The sequence below is a fragment of the Sphingopyxis sp. JAI128 genome, from assembly GCF_014207235.1.
In the GTDB taxonomy this organism is placed as follows: domain Bacteria; phylum Pseudomonadota; class Alphaproteobacteria; order Sphingomonadales; family Sphingomonadaceae; genus Sphingopyxis.
Map to the genome: position 1 here is coordinate 39,910 of NZ_JACHDA010000007.1, position 20,249 is coordinate 60,158.

Here is a 20,249-nt window from a genome sequence, read left to right on the forward strand (position 1 = left end):
TAGGCACGCCCCGGGTCGAGCCCGGGGTGACGTCAATTTAGAAGCGCGACGTCGCGGGCGCGATTGCAGGAGATCATCATGAACTGGTTTGGCCGCAAGGCCGCGCAGGGTGCTGCGCGGCCCGCTTTGTCGCGTGTCTATGGGAGCTGGTCGGCGCCTGCCCCGCTGAGCTGGGAGGCGCAGGTTCGCGAGGGCTATTTGTCCAATGCGATCGTGCAGCGGGCGGTGCGGCTTGTTGCCGAGGCCGCGGGATCGGCGCCGGTGGTGGCGAGCGATCCGGCGCTGGGCGCGCTCGTTGCGGCGACGTCGGGCGGGCAGGGGCTGGTCGAGACGCTGGCGTCGCAGCTGCTGCTCCACGGCAATGGCTATGTGCAGATACTGACCGATGGCGCGGGCGCGCCGGCGGAACTGTTCGCGCTGCGCCCCGAGCGGGTGACGGTCGAGGCCGACGCGCGCGGGTGGCCGGTGGCTTATCAGTACAAGGCCGGCGGGTCGGCGGCGGTGCTGCCCGCCGAGGATGGCGCGGGACGCGTCGCGGTCGTGCATGTGAAGGCGCTGCATCCGCTCGACGATCATTACGGCGCGGGGTGCCTGGGCGCAGCATCGGGCGCGATCGCGGCGCATAATGCCGCGGCGAAGTGGAATGCGGCGCTGCTGGAGAATGCGGCGCGGCCTTCGGGAGCGCTGGTGCACGATCCGGGCGACAAGGGGATGCCGTTGTCGGCCGAACAGGTCGACCGGCTGCGCGAGGAGCTGGCCGAGAGTTTTGCGGGCGGGACGAATGCGGGGCGGCCGTTGCTGCTGGAGGGCGGTTTGAAGTGGCAGGCCTTGTCGCTGTCGCCCGCCGAGATGGATTTCCTGGCGCTGAAGGATTCGAGCGCGCGCGAGATTGCGATGGCGTTCGGGGTGCCGCCGATGCTGCTCGGACTGCCGGGGGATGCGACCTATGCCAATTATCGCGAGGCGAACCGCGCGCTGTGGCGGCTGACGGTGCTGCCGCTCTGCGCGAAGATTTTGGGTGCGATTTCGCAAGGGTTGAGCGGGTGGTTCGATGGCGCCGAGCTGCGCGTCGACCTCGACCGGGTGCCGGCGCTGGTCGAGGACCGGATGGCGCTGTGGCGCGAGGTGTCGGGCGCGGGCTGGCTGACGGCGGACGAGAAGAAGGCGCTTTTGGGGGTGGGGTAGCCTGCGTCGTCACCCCGGACTTGAACCGGGGGCCATGACTTCGGCGCAGCTGTGGATCCCGGATCAAGGCCGGGATGACGAAGGAGTTACATAAATGGATGAAGACGAGGCGCTGGCGCGGTTGATCGCGCTGGCGGGGACGGGCGCGCCCGATGCGGCGCTGCTGCGCGCAGTCGTCGAGGAAGCGAGCGAACTGGGCGCGCGGCGCGCGCTGGCGCGGCTGGGGCTCGCCGACGAAGCGGCGCGCGACGATGTGAGCGATTTGCGCCAGCTGCTCGGCGCCTGGCGCGATGCGAAGAAGAGCGCGTGGAAGGCCGTGGTCGACTGGGCGGTGCGGTGCGGGCTGGCGCTTGTCGTGGTCGGGTTGGCGGTGAAGCTGGGACTGCCGGGGCTGCTGAAGTGAGCATGGCGGCGGAACAGGCCCTCGCCCGACCGCTCCCGCAAGCGGGAGGGGGTATCCGCTTTGGCGGTTACGCCTCGGTGTTCGACCGGGAGGATCGGGGCGGCGACATTGTGCGCGCGGGGGCGTTTGCCGCGAGTTTGCGCGAACGGCGCGTCGTGCCCTTGCTGTGGCAGCACCGGCCGGGGGCGGTGGTCGGTTCGATCGAGACATTGGCGGAAGATGCGCGGGGCTTACGCGTCGTGGCGCGGGTGACGCATCCGGTCGCGGCGAAGCTGGTCGCGCAGGGCGCGCTGACGGGGCTGAGCTTCGGGTATCGCGTGCGCGGCGCGCGGGGGGAGAGGCCGCGCGAACTGACGGCGCTCGACCTTGCCGAGGTGAGCTTGGTGGCGGCGCCGATGCAGCCGCTGGCGCGGGTGATTCAGGTGGTGAAGGAGTGACGGATATGGACGATATGGAAGTGAAGGCGGATGCGCTCGAGGGGGCATTCGATGCCGTGCTGGCGGCCGAGGCGGTCGACGAGTTGAAGGCGTCGGTGGCGGCGCTGAAGGCACAGGTCGAGCGCCAAGCCGTGACGGCGTCGCGCTTGCCGCTCGACGGGGCGAAGGCGGCCGATCCGGCGCGTGATGCCTTTGTCGAGCGATATCTGCGGCGCGGGATCGATGCCGGCGTCGAGATGAAGAGCCTGTCGGGGGCGAGCGGCGGCGAGGGCGGCTATGCGGTACCGCGCGAAATCGACGGCAGCATCGCCGCGACGCTGAAGGCGCTGTCGCCGATCCGGTCGATCGCGACGGTCGTGCAGACGGGGACGAGCGGCTATCGCAAGCTGGTCGCGACCGGATCGATGGGCGCGGGCTGGGTCGGCGAGAGTGCGGCGCGGCCCGAGACGGCGACGCGCGGCTTTGCCGAGATCGCGCCGCCGTCGGGCGAGCTTTACGCCAATCCGGCGGCGAGCCAGTCGATGCTCGACGATGCGATGTTCGATGTCGAGGCCTGGCTGGCCGAGGAGCTGGGGCGTGAATTCGCGGTCGCGGAAGGGGCGGCCTTCGTGACCGGCAACGGGACGAACCGGCCCAAGGGCTTTTTGACCTATGCGACGACGAACGAGGCCGACAGCGCGCGCGCGTTCGGGACGCTCCAGCATCTGGCGACCGGGACGGCGGGCGCCTTTCCCGCGTCGAACCCGCAGGACAAGCTGGTCGAGCTGGTCCATTCGCTGAAGGCGCCATACCGGCAGGGGGCGTGCTGGGTGATGAATAGCGACACGCTCGCCCGCATCCGCAAGTTCAAGACGAGCGACGGTGCCTTTATCTGGCAGCCGGGATTGGTCGAGGGGCAGGCGGCGACCTTGCTGGGTTACCCGGTGGTCGAAGCCGAGGATATGCCCGACGTCGCCGCGAACAGCCTGTCGATCGCCTTCGGCAATTTCGGCGCCGGATATCTGATCGCCGACCGCGGCGAGACGCGCATCTTGCGCGATCCGTTCAGCAACAAGCCCTTCGTGCATTTCTATGCAACAAAAAGGGTCGGCGGTGCGATCATCGATTCACAGGCCATCAAGCTGATGAAATTCGCCGCCGCCTAAATAGCCGGCGCGAGGGGCGCCCGGCCTTGCTCCCCCCCTTTCGGGCGGGCCGGGCGTCTATTTTTCCCCATTAGGATCAGGAAAGGATGGCGTTGCCATGCCGACCCCCTTTTTCGCCGACCTGGTACGCGAGCTGTGCCAGGAGGGCGGGACCGGACCGTTGACCCCGAACGGCGCGGTCCCCGGACATCGCCGCTTTGCCGGCACCGTGCCGCCCGGCACGTCGTTTCATTATGCCGTGGCGGGCATCGCCCATCCCGACGAATGGGAGGTCGGTTTGGGGCAGATCGACGGCGGCGGGCGACTGGTGCGGCAGAGCGTGTCGGCATCGTCGAACGGCGGTTCGCCGGTCGATTTCGCCGTCGGGCTGAAGACCCTCGCGCTGACCGTCGGTGCCGGGTGGTTCGCGAGCAGCGACACCGCCGCGGCGACAGCGAGCGCGAGCCTTGCGGCGCTTGGCATAGCGGTCGCGGGCAAGCAGCCGCTGTCCACCGGGCACGACCCCGCGTCCACGGGGGCCGAGGGCGACACGCTGACGGTGCGGCGCGGCGCCGGCTGGGTGAATATTCCGCTGACCGCACTGGCCTATCGCGATGCGGGCGGGACGGTCGTCGCGGGCGCCGCGCTGGGCGGGACGCCGGGAAGCGCCGCCGCCCCGTCCTTGAGCTTTGCCGCCGATCCGAACACCGGGCTGTTCAACCCCGAGGCCGATACGATCGGCTTTGCGGCGGGGGGCGCCGAACGGGCGCGGCTGACCGCGACGGGGCTGGGGATCGGCGGCACCGCGGCGCACGCAATGCATTTGCGCGGCGCGACGCCGACGACCTGCATCGAGGCGACGACCACCACCGGCACCGCGATCGGGGCGAAGGGCCCGCGGCTGCTGTTTCAGAGCAACAGCAATACCATAGGGAATGGCGGCGAGATCGTTTTTGCCGCGACCGGCGATACCGACGTCGAGCGCTGGGCCGCGATTTCGGGACATATCCTTACCAACACCGCGAGCGGCGCCTTTGGCGACCTGATCCTCGCGACGAAAGCGGCGGCGACCGATACGGTGCTGTCGCCGCGGCTGGTGATCCAGGCGTCGGGCGTCGTCCGGCCGGGAACCGACAATGCGCAAAACCTGGCCGCGGCATCCTATCGCTGGAACAACAGCTATTTCGGAGCCAGCCCGACGGTGACGTCCGACGCCCGCGAAAAAAGCTGGCAGGGGGCGGCGGACGCGCGCGAACTGCGCGCCGCCAGCCGCATCGCGGCGGAACTGGGCTTTTATCAATGGAACGATGCGATCGCCGAAAAGGGGGCGGGTGCGGCGCGGCGTCATTTCGGCGTGCGCGCGCAGACGGTGTGGGCGATCATGGCTGACGAGGGGCTGATCGACGCGATCGGCGCCGACGGCCGGCCGGGTACGACGCCCTATGCCTTTCTATGCTGGGACGAATGGACGGACGCGGCGGGCGGCGAAGGCGGCGACCGGTTCGGTATCCGCCCCGATCAGCTCGCCCTGTTCCTGATCGCCGCGCAGGAGCAGCGGCTGGCGGCGCTGGAGATGGCCGCATGATTACCGGGGCGGCGCTTGCGTCGCGGGCCATCGGCGACACCGCGCGGCGCGACCTTGCGAGCGAATGGGGCGGGCCCGAGCCGGGCGGCGAACGCAGCCCGTCGCAGCGCCGGCAGGTCGTCCGCGAGGCGGGCCGGCGCGTGACCGTGCGCAAACCCTGAACAAGGAGCGAGAAAGGAGCGGCGATGGCGATGATGGTGAAAGACCCCGGCGCGCGGATCGATTTCGAATTCGACTGGCACACCGCCTATCCCGGCGGTCAGGCGGTGGTCGCGAGCGACTGGGCGGTCGTGCCCGACGAAGCCGGCGGCGTCGTCGTGCCCGCGTCGGCGCATGACCTGTCGCAGGCGACGGCGACGCTGGCCGGCGGGATCGCGGGCCATGTCTACCGGATCACCAACCGGGTGACGATGAGCGACGGTCAGGTCGACGAACGATCGGTGACGATGCGGGTGGAGGAACGATGATGGCGACGAGTCCGATCCCCGGCGATGTGCCGGTGAGTCTGAACGAAGCGCGCGGCTGGTTGCGGCTGGGGCCGAGCATCGAGGATGCCGTGGTCGCGCAGCTGCTGCGCGCCGCGACGGGAATCTGCGAAGCCTATATCGGCCAATGGCTGATCGTGCGGACGGCGGAGGAGACGCTGCCGCTCCGCAGCGGCACGGCGCGCCCGACGGCGCGGCCGGTGATCGCGGCCGAGACCGTGACATTGCTGACGCGGGAAGGCGGCGAGACGGTGCTGGGCGCGGCGGATTACAAGTTGATACGCGAAGCGGGCGGCGCGGTGCAGCTGGTCGTCGCGGCGCCGGGCGAAGCCGATCGGGTACGGATCGCCTATCGCGCCGGGCTGGCGGACGGGGTCAACGCGGTTCCCGAGGCGATCCGGCAGGGGATCGTCCGCATGACACAGCATCTGTACGATGCGCGCGACGGCACGGGCGCGACGCCGCCCGCCGTGATCGCGGCGCTGTGGCAGCCGTGGCGTAGGCTGAGCCTGGGAGGCACGCGATGACCGGCGCCGAACGGGCGGTGCGCGCGAAGGCGCTGGCGCTGCTGACACAGGATGCCGAGCTGGCGGGGCTGGTGCATGGCATATTCGATGGCGTGCCGGCGCGGGCGAGCGCGCCCTATGTCAGCGTCGGCGCGGCCGAGGGCCGCGACTGGGGCACCAAGGACCGACCCGGGCGTGAAATAGGCCTGACGCTGGCGCTGGTCGGCGCGGGAAGCGGCATCGACGACTGCGCGGCGGCGCGGATCGAAGCGGTCGCCATGGGCCTGCGCGGCGCGGCGGACGAGTGGACGGTGGTCGGCGTGCGGACGATCCGGACGCGTTTCGGCTTTGCCCGCGACGGGGGGTGGCGGCACGAACTGGTGGTGCGGTGCCGATGCCTGGCTGGTTAGGGTGAGGTGGGTGACGCATGACCGGTTTCGACCGGTTGCGGACGTTCGATCCTCGCTGTGCCGCAGGCATGGGGAGGATATTCCACCCATCGTCATCCCGGACTTGATCCGGGATCCATCGCGGCGTCGAAGTCATGGACCCCCGATCAAGTCCGGGGTGACGAGGGGAAGCTGACTGTGACGGCTACCCACCCCAAAAGCGACGGGACGGGTGTCCAGCGCGGCCTCACTCGCCGGGAAGCGAGTTGTTTGCTTTGTAATCCTTGAACTTGTCGGTGAAATTGGCGTGATAATCGTCGACCTGCATGTCGGCATCCTCGGTCGCGACCTTTTCGGAATCGCCGCCCGAGCGGCCGAGCGCGATCACCGCCTTGTGAAAGGCGTCGCGTTCGGCGGTGCAGGCCGCCTTGAGCGCCAGTTCATATTCCGCCTCTTCCATCTTGGCTTCGAGCGACGCCTTCATGTGGTCGCGCAGGCATTTGGTGAAAGCGGCGCGCGTCGTGTCGACCGCGGCGGCCGGCGCCGGCGCCATGGCGGCCAGAAGCAATGTGGTGATCAGCATCCCGCGACTCCCCGTTACGCATGATTTTCTGTCCGAGGAGATTAGACGATGGCAATTGAAAATGGGAGCGCTTTTCTGCTCAAGGTCGGCGACGGCGGCGCCCCGCCGACCTATCAAACGGTGGCGGGATTGCGCACGACGCAATTGTCGGTGAACGGTGAGGCGGTCAACGTCACGACCAAGGATTCGGCCGGGTGGCGCGAGTTGTTGCCGGGCGCCGGCGTGCGGTCGGTTTCGGTGAGCGCGGCGGGCATTTTTACCGGGTCCGACGCCGAGGTGCGGCTGCGCGGCCACGCGCTAGCGGGTACGATCGACGATTATGAGCTGAGCTTTGAAAGCGGCGAGCGGATGCGCGGACGCTTCCTGGTCACGCGGCTGGACTATGCCGGCGATTATAACGGCGAGCGCAATTACACGCTGAACCTGGAATCGAGCGGCGCGGTGGCAAGCCTGTGAGCGCCCCGGCGAAAACGGGGGCCAATGCGCTGCGCGGCGAGGCGGAGCTGCGCGTCGGTGGATCGGTGCACGTCCTGCGCCCGAGTTTTGCCGCGCTGGTCGCGGCGGAAGCCGAGTTGGGGCCGCTGTTCGCGCTGGTCGAGCGCGCGGCCGACGGGCGGCTGGCGCTGGGCGAGCTGGCCGCGCTGTTCTGGCATTGCGTCCGGGACCGGCCCGAGGCGCTGACGCGCGACGCGCTGGGCGAGGCGATCGTGCAGCAGGGGCTGGCGGCAGCGACCCCCGCGCTGCGCCTGTTGCTGGGACAGATCTTGCAGGGACGCTGAGATGGAAGGCGATCGACTGGGCCCGGCGGCTGTCCGGCTGGCGGGCGTGATGGCGCGCGTCGCTGGCTGGCGGCCCGGAGAGTTCTGGGCGGCGACGCCGGCCGATGTGCGCGCGGCGCTGGGCGGGTGGGTCGAGGCGGACGATGCGGCGGGTTTCGACGGCGCCGCGCTGGCGGCGATGATGGAGAGGTTTCCCGATGGGTGACGAGGTCGATGACATGCTGGTTTCGGTGCGCGCCGATACGGGAGCGTTCCGGCGCGAGGTCGCCGCGCTGCGCAGCGAGCTGGAAGGATCGCTGGGGTCCGCCGCCGATGCCGGCGGCCGCGCGATCGAACGCGCGCTGACGCGGGCGATCGTCAGTGGCAAGATGGGGTTCGAGGATCTGAAGCGGCTCGCGCTGTCGGTGATGTCCGACATCGCGCGCGCGGCGATTTCGGCCGGCATCGGTGCGGCGATGGGCGGGGGCGGCGCGAGCGGCGGCGGGGGTGGTTTGCTGTCGCTCGGCGCCTCGATCGCGCAGGCGCTGTTCGGCGCGCCGGGGCGCGCGACCGGCGGGCCGGTGAGCGCGGGGCGCGCCTATCGCGTCGGCGAGCGCGGGCCCGAGCTGTTCGTGCCGACCGCGAGCGGACGGATCGAGACGGGGGGCGGCCAGCCGCGCAACATCGCGATCACGGTGAATGTGCATGGGCAGACGGGAAGCGAGCCGCAACGGCTGGCGCAAACGGGCCGGCAGCTGGCGCGCGCGGTGCGGCGCGCGGTCGCGAGCGGAGACGATTGATGGGTTGGGCGCTGCTCGCGGCGGCCGAGCCGCATCATCGCCAGGGTTGGCTCAAACGATTCGACCCGCGGTTCTGGACAGTCGATTTCGCGCGGCCGATGATGGCGAGCGTGACGTCGGACGCGCCGGCTTCGCTGCGCGTCGAGGCGGTCTTTTACCGGAAGGAGGATCTGGCGGGACTGATCTGGGAAAGCGAGGATCGCTGGGACCATCCCTTGCTTGCTTATGAAACGCGCCGCGATTTCCGGCACACGCAGCTGAGCTTTCGCTGGCGGTCGGGCGGGGTGAAGCCGCTCGATGCGCTGCATGGGCCGACGTTGACGATCGAGGGACGCGATGCGGCGGGGAACCCGCGCGCCTGGTATGTGCGGCTCTGGAACTATGCCCACGGGACGGCCGAGGATGCGGTCGTCAGCCTCGATTTCGACGCGCTGGACGGCGGGTATCTGTTGCCCGGCGAGGCCGACCCGGTGTGGGCGGGCGATATCGACCGGATGTTCGTCTCGCTGGTGCCGCCCGCCTATGACGGCGGTACGGGATCGCTGGCGGCGGCGGTCGAGGGCTGGGCCGAAATGAGCGATATCGCCGCGTCGGGGTCGGGATCGGTGCTGGCGATCGGCGATGTCGCGATGCCCGAGCATGGCGTGGGGATCGCGAGCGGTTATGACGACAGCTATCACCTGACCCCGGCGCGGCTGGTGCGGCAGGTGATCCAGCTCGGTTACCGCGGCGACATCGTCCATTATGTCGGGATGAGCCATTATATGCGGCTGGCCCTAGCGGGCGGCGAGTTGCGCGCGGACGTCGCGGGCGGCGCGATCAATAGGCCCTGCGCGGCGTGGCATGCGGGCTTCGCGGCGGCGTGCCGCGGCGCGGGGCTGGGAGTGATCTGGTCGCTCTCCTACGAATTGTTCGATGCCTATTGCCCCGGCGCGTGGAAACAGCGCGCGAGCGACGGTGCGCCGGCGCTGACCGGGTGGGACCCGCCGTCGGCGCTGCTGTCGCCCGCGAATGCGGGGGCGATGGGATATTTGCAGCTGGTCGCACGGGCGTTCGTCGCGATCGGCGTCGCGGCAGGCCTGCCGTCGAAATTCCAGGTGGGCGAGCCCTGGTGGTGGATCGCATCCGGGGGGCGCATCTGTGCCTATGACGCGGCAACGACGGCGACGCTGGGGGCTGCGAGCGTGGCGATCGCGGATGTGCGCGGTGCGCTCGACGCGCCGCAGCTCGCGATGCTCGACGCGCTGGGAGCGCTGCTGGCGGCGTCGACCGAGGCGCTGGTCGCGGCGGCGCGCGACGAAGCCGGCGAGGCGGGGCTGGTCAGCCATTTGCTCGTTTACCTTCCGACCGTGCTCGACCCGGCGGCGCCCGCGGTGCGCCGCGCCAATGTGCCGACGGGATGGGCGGCGCCCGCATTCGACGTGCTGCAGCTGGAGGATTATGACTGGGTGACCGGCGGGCGCGGTGCCGAGACGGCGGGTGCGCGGGCCGCGATGGCCGCGCGACTGGGCTATCCGATTGAGGATCAGCAGTATTTTTCCGGCTTCGTGCTGCTGCCCGAACAGCGGGGGCAGTGGGCGGCGATCGCCGAGGCCGCCGATGCGGTGCGGCGCGCGGGGGCCGCGCGCATCTTTATCTGGGCGTTGCCGCAGGTGGCGCGCGACGGGTTCGTGACCTTTGACGGGGAGGGCGAAGTGCAGGCTTTCGATCCGGTAGATTTCCCGATCGCGATCGGGCGCGAGGCGGTGGTCGTGACCGAATTTTCGACGCAGATCGTGGGGTCGCCCGCGGGACACGAGCAGCGCGCGAGCGAATGGGCCGAGGCGCGGATGCGGTACGATGCGGGACCGGGGGTCCGGTCCGAAGCCGATGTGCGGGCGCTGACCGATTTCTTTCGAGCGCGGCGCGGGGCGGCGCGCGCTTTCCGTTTCCGCGACCCGTTCGACAGCAGTTCGGCCGTCGATAACGGACCGCCGACGGCGGCCGACCAGATGCTTGGCACCGGCGACGGGGTGCGGCGGCAATTCGCGCTGGTCAAATATTATGGCAGCGGCGACGCGGAGCATCGGCGCAGCATTCGCCTGCCGGTCGCCGCGAGCGTGCGCGTGTCGGTCGACGGGATCGAGACGGCGGCGTTCCTTGTGACGGGCGAGGGCGAGATATCGCTCGACGTCGCGCCCGCACCGGGGGCGGCGGTCCGCGCGGGCTTCCTGTACGACGTGCCGGTGCGCTTTGCCGAGGACCGGCTGGAGACGAGCCGCGCGACTTTCCTGGCGGGCGAGGTGGCGAGCGTGCCGCTGGTCGAAGTGCGTGCGCCATGGTGATGGAGCGCGCGCCCGACTGGCTGCGCGACGAGCTGGTCACGCTGGCCTGGTGCTGGCGGCTGGCGCGGCGCGACGGGGTGACGATCGGGCTGACCTCGCACGACCGCGATCTGACGATGGGCGGCCTGCTGTATCGCGCGGCGCCGGGGATGAAGCCGTCGGCACTGGAGACGAGCGACAGCCTCGATGCGGCGACGATGGATCTGGAAGGCGCGGTGACGAGCGATGCGATTGCGGCGCGCGACCTCGACGCCGGGCGCTGGGACGGCGCCGAGCTCGAGCTGTTCGTCACCGACTGGAGCGCGCCGGACGTGGCGCCGGTGACGGTCGCGCGGGGATCGCTGGGCGCGATCGAACGGCGCGGGGCGGCTTTCGCGGCGGAGTTGCAGGGGGTGACGCGGCTGCTCGACCGGCCGGTGTGCCCCGCGACCTCGCCGTCGTGCCGGGCGATGCTGGGCGACCGGGCATGCCGCGTCGACCTGGCGCCGCGCACGCATATGCGGCGCGCGACGGCGGTCGATGGACGGATGGTGACGCTCGACGCGCCGGCCCCGGGGATCGCGTTCGGCGAGCTGATGTGGATGGAGGGCGGCAACTGCGGGCTCGCGAGCCCGGTGATCGCGGCCGAAGGCGCGGTGCTGCATCTGGCGGAGGTCCCGCCCTTTGCGCCGGCGGGGCCGGTGCGCGTGCGGCTGATCGAGGGATGCGACAAGCAGCTGGCGACGTGCCGCGACCGTTTTGCCAACGCGGTCAATTTTCGCGGCGAGGCGCACCTGCCGGGAAACGACCTGTTGACGCGCTATCCCGGTGGATGATGCGCGCTGCGACCTTTTGGCGAGACGGGCCTTTGCGGCCGCGCGGGGGATGATCGGCGTGCGGTTCCGGCCGCAGGGACGCGATCCCGCGACCGGGCTCGATTGCGTCGGGCTGGTCTGGGCCGCCTATGCGGCGGCGGGGTGCCCGCTCGACGCGCCGCGCGACTATCCGCTGCGCGGGTGGTGCCGGGAACGGATAGTCGCGGCGCTGGAGGCGGCGGGGTTCCGGATGGTGTCCGATGCGCGCGACGGCGATGCGGCGTTGATCGCGCTGCCCGCGGGTCAGTTCCATCTCGGTCTGATCGGGTGCGGACGGATGGTGCATGCGCACGCCGGGCTGCGGCGGGTGGTCGAAACGCCCGTGGATGCGCAGCTGCTCGCCGCGGCGCGCTGGCGGCTTTCTTGAAGGGAACGACAATGGCGACCTTGGTGCTGACGGTGGTCGGCGGAATAGTTGGCGGGCCGGTCGGCGCCGCGGTGGGTGCGGCGATCGGCCAGCAGGTCGATGCCGCGGTCTTCAAACCCAAGGGGCGCGAGGGGCCGCGGCTGGCCGACCTGAAAGTCCAGGCGTCGACCTATGGCCAGCAGATACCGCAATTGTTCGGGACGATGCGCGTCGCGGGGAGCGTCATCTGGGCGACCGACCTGATCGAACGCCGCGACAAGCGCGGCGGCGGCAAGGGGCGGCCGTCGGTGACCGAATATAGCTATGCCGTGTCGCTGGCGGTCGCGCTGTCGTCGCGACCCATTCGCGCGATCCGGCGGATCTGGGCCGACGGCAACCTGCTGCGCGGATCGAGCGGGACATTCCACGAGCGATGTACATTCCGCTGGTATGCCGGAAGCGAGGACCAACCGGTCGATCCGCTGATCGCGTCTGCGACCGGCATCGGATCGGCGAGTGCGTTCCGCGGGCTGGCCTATGCGGTTTTCGAGGAACTGGAGCTGGGCGGTTTCGGTAACCGGATTCCGTCGCTGACCTTCGAGATTGAGGCCGATGCCGGCGAGATCGACGCCGGGACGATCGGCGACCGGCTGCTCGGTGAAACAGGACGTTGCGGCGGAGCGTGGCGCTTTGCCGGCTATGCGGCATCGGGCGACCGCGCCCGAGATGCGCTGGCGCCGCTGTTCGATGCCGACCAGACCGGGCTGGTGTCGGGCCCCGATGCATGGCGCCTTGCGCCCGTCGCGCTGGCCGGCGTGCCGTTGGCGCTGGACGATTTTAGCGAAGCGCGGCGCGTCGAGGCAGCGATCGACCGGACCCAACAGACGCGTATGCCGCTGTCGGCGCTTCCGGGAACGATCCGGCTGCGTCACTATGAGCCCGGCCGCGATTACCAGCTGGGACAGCAGTCGAGCGCGGTCGCTGGCGGCGGGCTGCGCGAGGAACGGATCGACCTGCCCGCGGTGTTGCCGGCGGGGTCGGCGCGTGCGCTGGCGCTGGCGTTGGCGCGCGCGGCCGCCGACGGGCGCGAGACGATGATCTGGCGCGCCGACCTGGCGGCGCTGGCGCTGGCGGTCGGGCAGGTCGTGACGCTGGCGGACGGCAGCGGCTGGCGACTGGCCGGGCGGACCGTCCGGGGCAGCGAGCTTTTGCTCGAACTGAAGCGCCATCAACCGCTGCCTGCCCTAGACCTGCCCGCTGCTCACGGCGTTCCGGTCGCGGCGCCCGACTGGCCCGATGCCGTCGGCACGGTCCGCCTGTTCGACCTGCCCAATATCGCCATGCCGGCGGCGTCGGCGCCGCATATCCTGATCGCGGGGGGCGGCAGCAACGACGGCTGGCGCGGCGCCGACTGCTGGTTCGTGCCGGCGGCGGGCGCCGAACCGATCCCGGTCGGCTCGATCCGCCCGGCGGTTGCGCTGGGCGAGCTCGCCGAACCGCTTGCGGCGGCCAGCGATTGCCTGTTCGACATGGAGAATGCGGCGGTGGTTACCCTCGTCAATCCGGCGATGACGCTCGAATCGGTGGGCGACGCTGCGTTGCTGGGCGGGGCGAACCGCGCGATGATCGGCGGCGAGCTGATGCAATTCGGTATCGCCGAAGCCGTATCGCCGGGTGTGTGGCGCCTGTCGCGCCTGCTTCGCGGCCGCGCCGGAACCGCAGACGAAATGGCGCATGCGGCCGGAGATGCCTTTGTGCTGCTCGACGATTCGGCGTCTTTGGCGTTGCCCGCCGAACTGGCCCGATGGGCCGAGGGCGGCGACGCGACGCTGCAATGGATGCCGCGCGGCGGCGGTGCGTTGGCGGAGATCCCGGTGCCCGCCGCGGGACGGGCGCTCCGGCCGTTGGCACCCGTCCACGGCCGGGTCCGGGCCAATGGCGCGGGCGGGGTGACGATCGACTGGATCCGGCGTAGCCGCGCCGATGCGGGATGGCGCGACCATGTCGACCAGGCGCCGGGGGAGACGCGCGACGCCTGGCGCATCGCGCTGTCGCCCGCCGTGCCCGGGATCGGCCCGTGGGAGAGCGCGTCGTCCGCGTTGACCATCGATGCGGGCGACCTTGCGATGCTGCCGCCCGGATGCACGATCGATATCCGCCAGGCCGGCGACCTCGCCTTGTCGCCGCCCCTGTCCTTGCCGTTGACCTTAGAAGGATAAAGCCATGACCGACATGCCGGCCACGCCGCGCCTTGCGTTACCGCTGCTCGCCGTCGCGCAGGCGCAGAAGGAAGTTACGCACAATGAAGCGCTCGTCCTGCTCGACGCGCTGGTCCACGCCGCCGTGCTGGACGGGCCGCTCGCCGATCCGCCAGCCGATCCCGCCGAAGGACAATGCTGGATCGTCGGTTCCGATCCGACCGGCGCATGGTCGGGGCAGGCCACGGCGATCGCGTTCTGGAGTGCCGGTGGGTGGCGGTTCGCGGCGCCGCGGGCAGGCATGCGCGTGACGCGCCTGGCCGACGGCGCGCGGCTTCGATTCGAGGGCAGCCTGTGGACCGGACCCGCGACGATCGCGGCGCCCGCTGGCGGCTCGACAATAGATTCCGAAGCGCGTAACGTGATCGGTGCGTTGATTCTGCAACTCGAAGCGCAGGGTCTTCTGATTTCAGGCTGAATTTTCCGCCGTTTGGTATCGCGAGTGCGACTTTTTGGCAACAGATTGACGATTTGTTAGCTTGCACGGAACCAAAGCGGCGAGTAGGACGTCTGCCGAGACGTATATCTCAATTGAAAGGGGAATTATTATGAGGAAGCTTGCCGTCGCTGTGGCGTTGGCCTCCACCACCCTTGCGTCGCCGGTTCTGGCGCGCGACAACTCTTGGTATGTCGGAGTTGGTGCGGGCGTGATGATCGTCGAGGACATGGATCTCGACATCGGCACATTCGATAATGCCGGTACGCTCGACCATCGCGTCGGCTACGATGCCGAAGGCACCGTCGGTTATGACTTCGGCGGTTTCCGTGCGGAAGTCGAAGTCGGCTATCGCGAAGCCGACATCCAGTCGGGCAGCTTTAGCGCTCCTGGCATTCCGACCAATGCTGGCGGCACTGGCGTCTTCACTGGCTCGACCCCGCTCAACGGCGACACGAATGTCCTGAGCTTCATGGTCAACGGCCTGCTCGATTTCGGTGATGATGATGGCCTGCAGGGCTTCGTCGGCGGTGGTGTCGGTGTTGCCCGCGTGTCGGTCGAACCCGTTTTCGCCGGTCCGTTCCTTGACGATTCGGACACGGGCTTCGCCTGGCAGGCGATCGCCGGTGTCCGTGCTCCGCTGACCCGTAACTGGGACGTTGGCCTGAAGTATCGCTTCTTCAACGCCGACAACCTCGACCTGGTTGGCCAGAATGGCGACTATTCGGGTCGCTTCCGTTCGCACTCGCTGCTCGGTACGCTGACGTACAACTTCGGTGGCGCCGATCCCGAGCCGGTCGTGGCACCGCCGCCTCCGCCGCCGCCTCCGCCGCCGCCCCCGCCGCCCCCGCCGCCTCCGCCGGAAGTGGTGTGTGCGCCCGGACCGTACATCGTGTATTTCGACTGGGATCAGTCGAACATCACGCCGGAAGCGGCTTCGACGCTCGACAACGCGATCAGCGCCTACAACCGTGGCTGCACGGGTACGCAGGTCATGCTCGCCGGTCACGCCGACCGTTCGGGTTCGGCGACGTACAACGTCGGCCTGTCGAACCGTCGCAACGACGCAGTTCGCAGCTATCTGACCGCTCGCGGTATCTCGGATGGCTCGATCAGCGCGCAGGGCTTCGGCGAAACCCGTCCGGCCGTTGCAACCGCCGATGGCGTCCGCAACGACCAGAACCGTCGCGTGGAAATCACTTACGGTCCGAACTCGGGCATGTAAGAGCGGTTTCCATCCCGACAGGGACGGAACGAAAAAGAGGGGCGGTACCGCAAGGTACCGCCCTTTCTTTATGCGTGCGCTGTCGTCGGTGCCGACCGGCGCGAATTCGGATTTCGCTTGCTCATCGCTAAAGATGTTATACCATAACGTTGAGGGTGCGAGATGGTCTCGAACCCTCTTCCGGGGCGGATGCCCGGCGCATACGGGCATCCCTTTGCGGGGAGAGTGACGATGCAAAGACGCCGTAGCCTGTTCCATCGCAGCATTTTCCGGTCCGACCCCAGCGGCGGGCCCGATATCAATACGACGCCGCTGATCGACGTCATGCTGGTCATGCTGGTGATGTTTATCATTACCATCCCGCGGCCCACGCATAGCGTCGATGTGACTTTGCCGGGCGAGCCGCCGGCGAACAGCCGGATACTCCAAGAAAATCATGTGACCATCGACACCGCCGACGTAATCCGCTGGAACGACGAGGCGGTCGATCTGGCCCAGCTGGGCCTATTGGTCAAACAGGCGGCCGAGCGACCCGAGCCGGCAGCGATCCTGCTCGAACCCGAGGCGCAGGCGCGCTATCTGCGTGTCGACGAAGCGATCGGGGCGATCCGGCGCAACGGCGGGACCAAGCTCGCCTTTCCCGGCATCCACCAATATCGCGGACTGATCTGACGCGGGCGGCGCCCTCGGCCGATCAGGCGGCCGGGGCCGTGCCGGCGCGCAGGTAGCGCATCATATAGCCGACATAATCGGCCTTGCCGAGCGGGACGCCCATATGACGCATGATCGCGTAGGCCGTCGTGCGGTGGAAGAAGAACTGCGGCTGGGCCCAATCGCGGACATAGTCGAAGGCGCGCATGTCGAAGGTCATGCCATTGGGCAGCGTAAAGCTGACCATATGATCGGGATCGCTGCCCATGGCGTCGCGGTCGACCGTTTCGAGAATGGCGAGCGTCGCCGCGATCTGATCCTGCATTCCGGCGAAACCGGGCGCATCCTCGGCAAAGTCCGGGATGTCGAGCCCGGCGAGCCGCGCGAGCGGTTGCAGAGCCTGCGCGCAGCTGAAGCGGACCTGCGATGCGAGCGGGAACATGTCGGGGGCAAGCCGCGCGACGGCGAACTGCAATTCACCCACGGCATTTTCCTCGCCCCAGGTGCGCGCGCGCGCCAATTCGCCGGAGAGCGCGTTGAGGCCATTCTGCCACGCCGGTACGGTCAGGTCGTAAAGCATCGTCATATCCTTCGGTGGGTGGATGTCAGGCTGCGGCGAGACTGTCCTGGAACTGGAGCCGCGCGAGGCGCGCGTAAAGGCCGTCGGCGGCGACGAGCTCGTCATGCTTGCCTTCTTCGACGATCCGGCCCTCGTCCATCACGACGATGCGATCGGCGGCGCGGACTGTAGCGAGCCGGTGGGCGATGACGATCGTCGTGCGATCGTGCATCAGCGATTCGAGCGCATCCTGCACGAGCTTTTCGGACTCGGCATCGAGCGCCGAGGTCGCTTCGTCGAGCAACAGGAGCGGCGCGCGGCGCAGCAGCGCGCGGGCGATCGCGACGCGCTGTCGCTGGCCGCCCGACAGGCGGGCGCCGCCTTCGCCCATGAAGGTGTCGAGCCCCTGCGGCAGCTTGCGCAGAAACTCCTCCGCATTGGCGGCGCGCGCGGCCGCCCACAGATCGTCGTCGGTCGCATCCCAATTGCCGTAGCGCAAATTGTCGCGCGCCGAGGCGGCGAAGATCACCGTTTCCTGCGGCACCATCGCGATGCGCGTGCGAATGTCGGCGGGATCGGCATCGGTGAGCGGTACGCCGTCGAGGCGGACCTGCCCGCGCTGCGGATCGTAGAAGCGCTCGGCGAGCTGGAAGAGCGTCGATTTGCCAGCACCCGAGGGACCGACGATGGCCACTGTCTCGCGCGGACGGATCGCGAGGCTGAAATCGTGAAGCGCGGGCGCGTCGGGGCGGGTCGGATAATGGAATTCGACGTTCGCAAACTCGAGCGTCCCGACCGGCGGTTCGGGGAAGCGGCTCGGGTTGGCTGGCGGCGCGATCGTCGCTTCGGCGTTCAGCAATTCGCTCAGTCGTTCGGCCGCGCCGGCGGCGCGGAGAAGGTCGCCATAGACTTCGGTCAGCGCGCCGAAAGCGCCCGCGACGAGCCCCCCGGTAAGAACGAAGGCGGCGATGGTGCCGCCGGTGATCGTCCCTTGCGCGACCCCTTCGGCACCGTACCAGAGCAGGGTGGTAATCGCGCCGAACAGCAGGCCGATCACCGTCGCGGTGATGATCGCGCGCAGGCGGATCCGGCGTTTGGCGGTCGCGAAATTGGCCTCGACCGCCGCGGCGAAACGGTCGGCCTCGCGTGCCTCCTGCCCGAAGGCCTGGACGATCTTCATTGCCCCCATCTGTTCGGCGGTCGTTGCGCCGATATCGGCGACACGATCCTGACTGGTCCGCGAGACCTTCTGGAGCCGCCGCCCCAAGAGGACGATCGGGAGGATGATGACGGGGATGCCGAGCAGGATGCCCGCGGTGAGCCCCGGCGACAGGCTGAACAGATAGATGATGCCGCCGATCCCCATGACGGTGTTGCGCAAGGCCACCGAAACGGTGGTGCCGACGACCTGTTCGATGATTGCGGTATCCGAGGTCATCCGCGAGGCGATTTCGGACGGACGGTTTTCCTCGAAAAAACCGGGGGCGAGGCGCAGCAGGTTCCGTTGGACCGCCTGCCGGATGTCGGCGACGGTGCGCTCGCCGAGCCAGCTGACGAAATAGAAGCGCAGCGCCGTGGCGAGCGCAAGCGCGACGCAGATGGCGTAGAAAAGCCGGAAATGCGGTGCGACGTCGCCGCCGCCGGCGATGAAGCCGCTGTCGATCATCGCCTTGAACTGCCAGGGGATGGCGAGCGTCGCGAGCGCCGCGATGCCGAGCGCGATCGCGGCAATCACCAGTTGCAGCGGATAGCGGCTGGCATAATGCCACACCATGCGCAGGCTGCCGAGCTTGCGGCGGGGTTCGGCGGAGGCTTTCGCGTCGGAAAGATCGGGTTGGCTAGCCATCGCATCGGCCCTAGCAGCGCCGACCCTCGCGCTCAACGACGCAGAATGCGGCCTGGCTTCACGCGCTTTGAAGCAGCGCTGCAAGGGGGAGAGGCCATTACGCCGCGCCCCGCGACAATTATTCGCTTTCGTTACGCCCCGCAGCGATTTTGATGCATTGCACAATAAAATCGAGCCCCTAGACTGCCGGTCAAGGTGCCGGTGCCGACAGAGCGCCGCCGGGTTACGCAAGGAACGATCTGAAAATGCTGTATCACGCGTTTGACATGCAGAAAAATTGGCTTGCAGGCGCAAGTGCGCTCGCGACCGCGGGCGCCCAGGTCATGCAGCATCCGGCGAATCCGCTGGGTTATTTCAGTGGCAGCCCGATGTTCGCCTCCGCGCTCGAAGTCTTTGCGCATGCGGCGGCGCCGCGCGGCAAGCCCGGGTTCGAACTGTACGAGACCGTTGTCAATGGCGAGACGGTGCGCGTCACCGAGGCAATCGAGGCGCGCAAGCCGTTCGGCCAGCTCAAGCATTTCAAGCACAAGGGAACGAAGGATGCGCCCAAGTTGCTGATCGTTGCGCCGATGTCGGGCCATTATGCGACGCTGCTGCGCGGGACGGTCGAGCGGATGCTGCCCGACCATGATGTGTGGATCACCGATTGGCGCGATGCGCGCAACGTCCCGCTGGAAGCCGGCAAGTTCGACCTCGACGATTATGTCGACTATCTGATCGCGTGGCTCGAGCATATCGGGCCCGGCGCGCATATGCTGGCGGTGTGCCAGCCGTCGGTGCCCAGCCTCGCCGCCGCGGCGGTGATGGCCGCCGACAAGCATAAGTGCCGTCCAAGAACGCTCACGATGATGGGCGGGCCGATCGACACGCGCAAGGCGCCGACCGCGGTCAACGACCATGCGACGACGCGGCCCTATGCCTGGTTCCAGGAAAATGTGATCGCGACCGTTCCGGCCTGGTATCCGGGAGCCGGACGCCGCGTCTATCCCGGCTTCCTGCAGCTCGCCGGTTTCATGTCGATGAACCTTGGCAACCATATGATGAGCCATTGGGAGATGTTCAAACATCTGGTCGACGGCGATGGCGAGAGCGCCGACAAAACCAAGGAATTCTATGACGAATATCGCGCGGTGTGCGACATGACGGCGGAATTCTACCTCCAGACGGTCGATGTCGTGTTCCAGCGGCATTTGTTGCCCAAGGGCGAGATGACGCATCGCGGCCAGCCGGTCGATGTCGGCGCGATCGAGGATATCGCGATCCTCGCGATCGAGGGCGAGCGCGACGATATTTCGGGGATCGGCCAGACCAAGGCGGCGCTGACGATCGCCAAGGCGCTGCCCGCCGACAAGAAGAAATATCTGATGGCGAAGGGCGTCGGCCATTACGGCATTTTCAACGGTCGCAAATGGCGCGAGGAGATCGCGCCGCTGGTCGAGAAATGGATTCGCAGCAACGGTGGGTAAGGGCGGTCGTCCGAGGCATTGTCATTACG

The 20,249-nt window shown here is 68.7% G+C and carries 24 protein-coding genes; 21 read left to right on the forward strand and 3 right to left on the reverse strand.

The window, feature by feature from the left end; all coding sequences use genetic code 11:
• Nucleotides 1–78: 78 nt before the first annotated feature.
• The 9 genes from HDC35_RS16140 to HDC35_RS16180 all read left to right on the forward strand — a co-directional run bounded on the left by HDC35_RS16140 (nucleotide 79) and on the right by HDC35_RS16180 (nucleotide 6,135).
• Nucleotides 79–1,185 (forward strand): phage portal protein, encoded by a 1,107-nt coding sequence (locus HDC35_RS16140; protein WP_184648421.1) that lies wholly within the window; start codon nucleotides 79–81, stop codon nucleotides 1,183–1,185.
• Nucleotides 1,186–1,279: 94 nt separating this feature from the next.
• Nucleotides 1,280–1,588 carry a DUF6127 family protein gene (locus HDC35_RS16145; RefSeq protein ID WP_184648422.1) on the forward strand — a complete coding sequence of 103 codons (309 nt, stop codon included), beginning with the start codon at nucleotides 1,280–1,282 and terminating at the stop codon, nucleotides 1,586–1,588.
• A gap of 2 nt (nucleotides 1,589–1,590) precedes the next feature.
• Nucleotides 1,591–2,025, forward strand: coding sequence for an HK97 family phage prohead protease (locus HDC35_RS16150; protein ID WP_184648423.1), 435 nt, complete (start codon nucleotides 1,591–1,593; stop codon nucleotides 2,023–2,025).
• Between the two features lie 5 nt (nucleotides 2,026–2,030).
• A complete protein-coding gene (locus HDC35_RS16155) occupies nucleotides 2,031–3,170 on the forward strand; it encodes a phage major capsid protein (protein WP_184648424.1) in 1,140 nt (379 codons plus the stop codon).
• A 97-nt stretch (nucleotides 3,171–3,267) separates the two neighbouring features.
• On the forward strand, nucleotides 3,268–4,734 hold the full coding sequence (locus tag HDC35_RS16160) for a tail fiber domain-containing protein (protein ID WP_184648425.1): 1,467 nt from the start codon (nucleotides 3,268–3,270) through the stop codon (nucleotides 4,732–4,734).
• Nucleotides 4,731–4,895, forward strand: a complete 165-nt coding sequence (locus HDC35_RS16165) for a hypothetical protein (protein WP_184648426.1) — start codon at nucleotides 4,731–4,733, stop codon at nucleotides 4,893–4,895. Before HDC35_RS16160 ends, HDC35_RS16165 begins: the two co-directional genes overlap by 4 nt.
• A gap of 24 nt (nucleotides 4,896–4,919) precedes the next feature.
• Nucleotides 4,920–5,201: a hypothetical protein gene (locus HDC35_RS16170; protein ID WP_184648427.1), complete on the forward strand. Its 282-nt coding sequence runs from the start codon at nucleotides 4,920–4,922 to the stop codon at nucleotides 5,199–5,201.
• Complete coding sequence (locus HDC35_RS16175) at nucleotides 5,198–5,746, forward strand: hypothetical protein (protein ID WP_184648428.1); 549 nt, start codon at nucleotides 5,198–5,200, stop codon at nucleotides 5,744–5,746. The genes HDC35_RS16170 and HDC35_RS16175 overlap by 4 nt, the downstream gene beginning before the upstream one ends.
• The gene (locus tag HDC35_RS16180) at nucleotides 5,743–6,135 is read left to right on the forward strand and encodes a DUF3168 domain-containing protein (protein ID WP_184648429.1); all 393 of its coding nucleotides are present in this window, start codon (nucleotides 5,743–5,745) and stop codon (nucleotides 6,133–6,135) included. Before HDC35_RS16175 ends, HDC35_RS16180 begins: the two co-directional genes overlap by 4 nt.
• Nucleotides 6,136–6,361: 226 nt before the next feature.
• Here the strand turns inward: HDC35_RS16180 and HDC35_RS16185 are convergent, their stop codons facing one another.
• The gene (locus tag HDC35_RS16185) at nucleotides 6,362–6,697 is read right to left on the reverse strand and encodes a hypothetical protein (protein ID WP_184648430.1); all 336 of its coding nucleotides are present in this window, start codon (nucleotides 6,695–6,697) and stop codon (nucleotides 6,362–6,364) included.
• A 48-nt stretch (nucleotides 6,698–6,745) separates the two neighbouring features.
• Between HDC35_RS16185 and HDC35_RS16190 the strand changes: the two genes are divergently transcribed.
• The 11 genes from HDC35_RS16190 to HDC35_RS16240 all read left to right on the forward strand — a co-directional run bounded on the left by HDC35_RS16190 (nucleotide 6,746) and on the right by HDC35_RS16240 (nucleotide 16,370).
• Nucleotides 6,746–7,153: a phage tail tube protein gene (locus HDC35_RS16190; protein ID WP_058805317.1), complete on the forward strand. Its 408-nt coding sequence runs from the start codon at nucleotides 6,746–6,748 to the stop codon at nucleotides 7,151–7,153.
• Nucleotides 7,150–7,476: a gene transfer agent family protein gene (locus HDC35_RS16195; protein WP_184648431.1), complete on the forward strand. Its 327-nt coding sequence runs from the start codon at nucleotides 7,150–7,152 to the stop codon at nucleotides 7,474–7,476. Before HDC35_RS16190 ends, HDC35_RS16195 begins: the two co-directional genes overlap by 4 nt.
• A 1-nt stretch (nucleotide 7,477) precedes the next feature.
• The gene (locus HDC35_RS16200) at nucleotides 7,478–7,681 is read left to right on the forward strand and encodes a phage tail assembly chaperone (RefSeq protein ID WP_184648432.1); all 204 of its coding nucleotides are present in this window, start codon (nucleotides 7,478–7,480) and stop codon (nucleotides 7,679–7,681) included.
• Nucleotides 7,674–8,255, forward strand: a complete 582-nt coding sequence (locus HDC35_RS16205; RefSeq protein WP_184648433.1) for a tail tape measure protein — start codon at nucleotides 7,674–7,676, stop codon at nucleotides 8,253–8,255. The genes HDC35_RS16200 and HDC35_RS16205 overlap by 8 nt, the downstream gene beginning before the upstream one ends.
• A complete protein-coding gene (locus HDC35_RS16210) occupies nucleotides 8,255–10,579 on the forward strand; it encodes a DUF2460 domain-containing protein (protein ID WP_184648434.1) in 2,325 nt (774 codons plus the stop codon). Before HDC35_RS16205 ends, HDC35_RS16210 begins: the two co-directional genes overlap by 1 nt.
• Complete coding sequence (locus HDC35_RS16215; protein ID WP_184648435.1) at nucleotides 10,573–11,394, forward strand: DUF2163 domain-containing protein; 822 nt, start codon at nucleotides 10,573–10,575, stop codon at nucleotides 11,392–11,394. Before HDC35_RS16210 ends, HDC35_RS16215 begins: the two co-directional genes overlap by 7 nt.
• A 49-nt stretch (nucleotides 11,395–11,443) precedes the next feature.
• On the forward strand, nucleotides 11,444–11,800 hold the full coding sequence (locus tag HDC35_RS16220) for a peptidoglycan endopeptidase (RefSeq protein ID WP_184648572.1): 357 nt from the start codon (nucleotides 11,444–11,446) through the stop codon (nucleotides 11,798–11,800).
• Between the two features lie 11 nt (nucleotides 11,801–11,811).
• Nucleotides 11,812–13,998 carry a phage tail protein gene (locus tag HDC35_RS16225; RefSeq protein WP_184648436.1) on the forward strand — a complete coding sequence of 729 codons (2,187 nt, stop codon included), beginning with the start codon at nucleotides 11,812–11,814 and terminating at the stop codon, nucleotides 13,996–13,998.
• Nucleotides 13,999–14,002: 4 nt separating this feature from the next.
• The gene (locus HDC35_RS16230) at nucleotides 14,003–14,455 is read left to right on the forward strand and encodes a DUF2793 domain-containing protein (RefSeq protein ID WP_184648437.1); all 453 of its coding nucleotides are present in this window, start codon (nucleotides 14,003–14,005) and stop codon (nucleotides 14,453–14,455) included.
• Between the two features lie 130 nt (nucleotides 14,456–14,585).
• The gene (locus HDC35_RS16235) at nucleotides 14,586–15,698 is read left to right on the forward strand and encodes an OmpA family protein (protein ID WP_184648438.1); all 1,113 of its coding nucleotides are present in this window, start codon (nucleotides 14,586–14,588) and stop codon (nucleotides 15,696–15,698) included.
• A 231-nt stretch (nucleotides 15,699–15,929) separates the two neighbouring features.
• On the forward strand, nucleotides 15,930–16,370 hold the full coding sequence (locus tag HDC35_RS16240; RefSeq protein ID WP_184648439.1) for a biopolymer transporter ExbD: 441 nt from the start codon (nucleotides 15,930–15,932) through the stop codon (nucleotides 16,368–16,370).
• A 22-nt stretch (nucleotides 16,371–16,392) separates the two neighbouring features.
• Here the strand turns inward: HDC35_RS16240 and HDC35_RS16245 are convergent, their stop codons facing one another.
• Nucleotides 16,393–16,929, reverse strand: a complete 537-nt coding sequence (locus tag HDC35_RS16245) for a DUF1993 domain-containing protein (RefSeq protein WP_311770788.1) — start codon at nucleotides 16,927–16,929, stop codon at nucleotides 16,393–16,395.
• Nucleotides 16,930–16,954: 25 nt separating this feature from the next.
• Nucleotides 16,955–18,754 carry an ABC transporter transmembrane domain-containing protein gene (locus tag HDC35_RS16250; protein WP_184648441.1) on the reverse strand — a complete coding sequence of 600 codons (1,800 nt, stop codon included), beginning with the start codon at nucleotides 18,752–18,754 and terminating at the stop codon, nucleotides 16,955–16,957.
• A gap of 245 nt (nucleotides 18,755–18,999) precedes the next feature.
• Here HDC35_RS16250 and HDC35_RS16255 point away from each other — a divergent pair, with 245 nt between their 5' ends.
• A complete protein-coding gene (locus tag HDC35_RS16255; protein ID WP_184648442.1) occupies nucleotides 19,000–20,220 on the forward strand; it encodes a polyhydroxyalkanoate depolymerase in 1,221 nt (406 codons plus the stop codon).
• Nucleotides 20,221–20,249 lie beyond the last annotated feature (29 nt).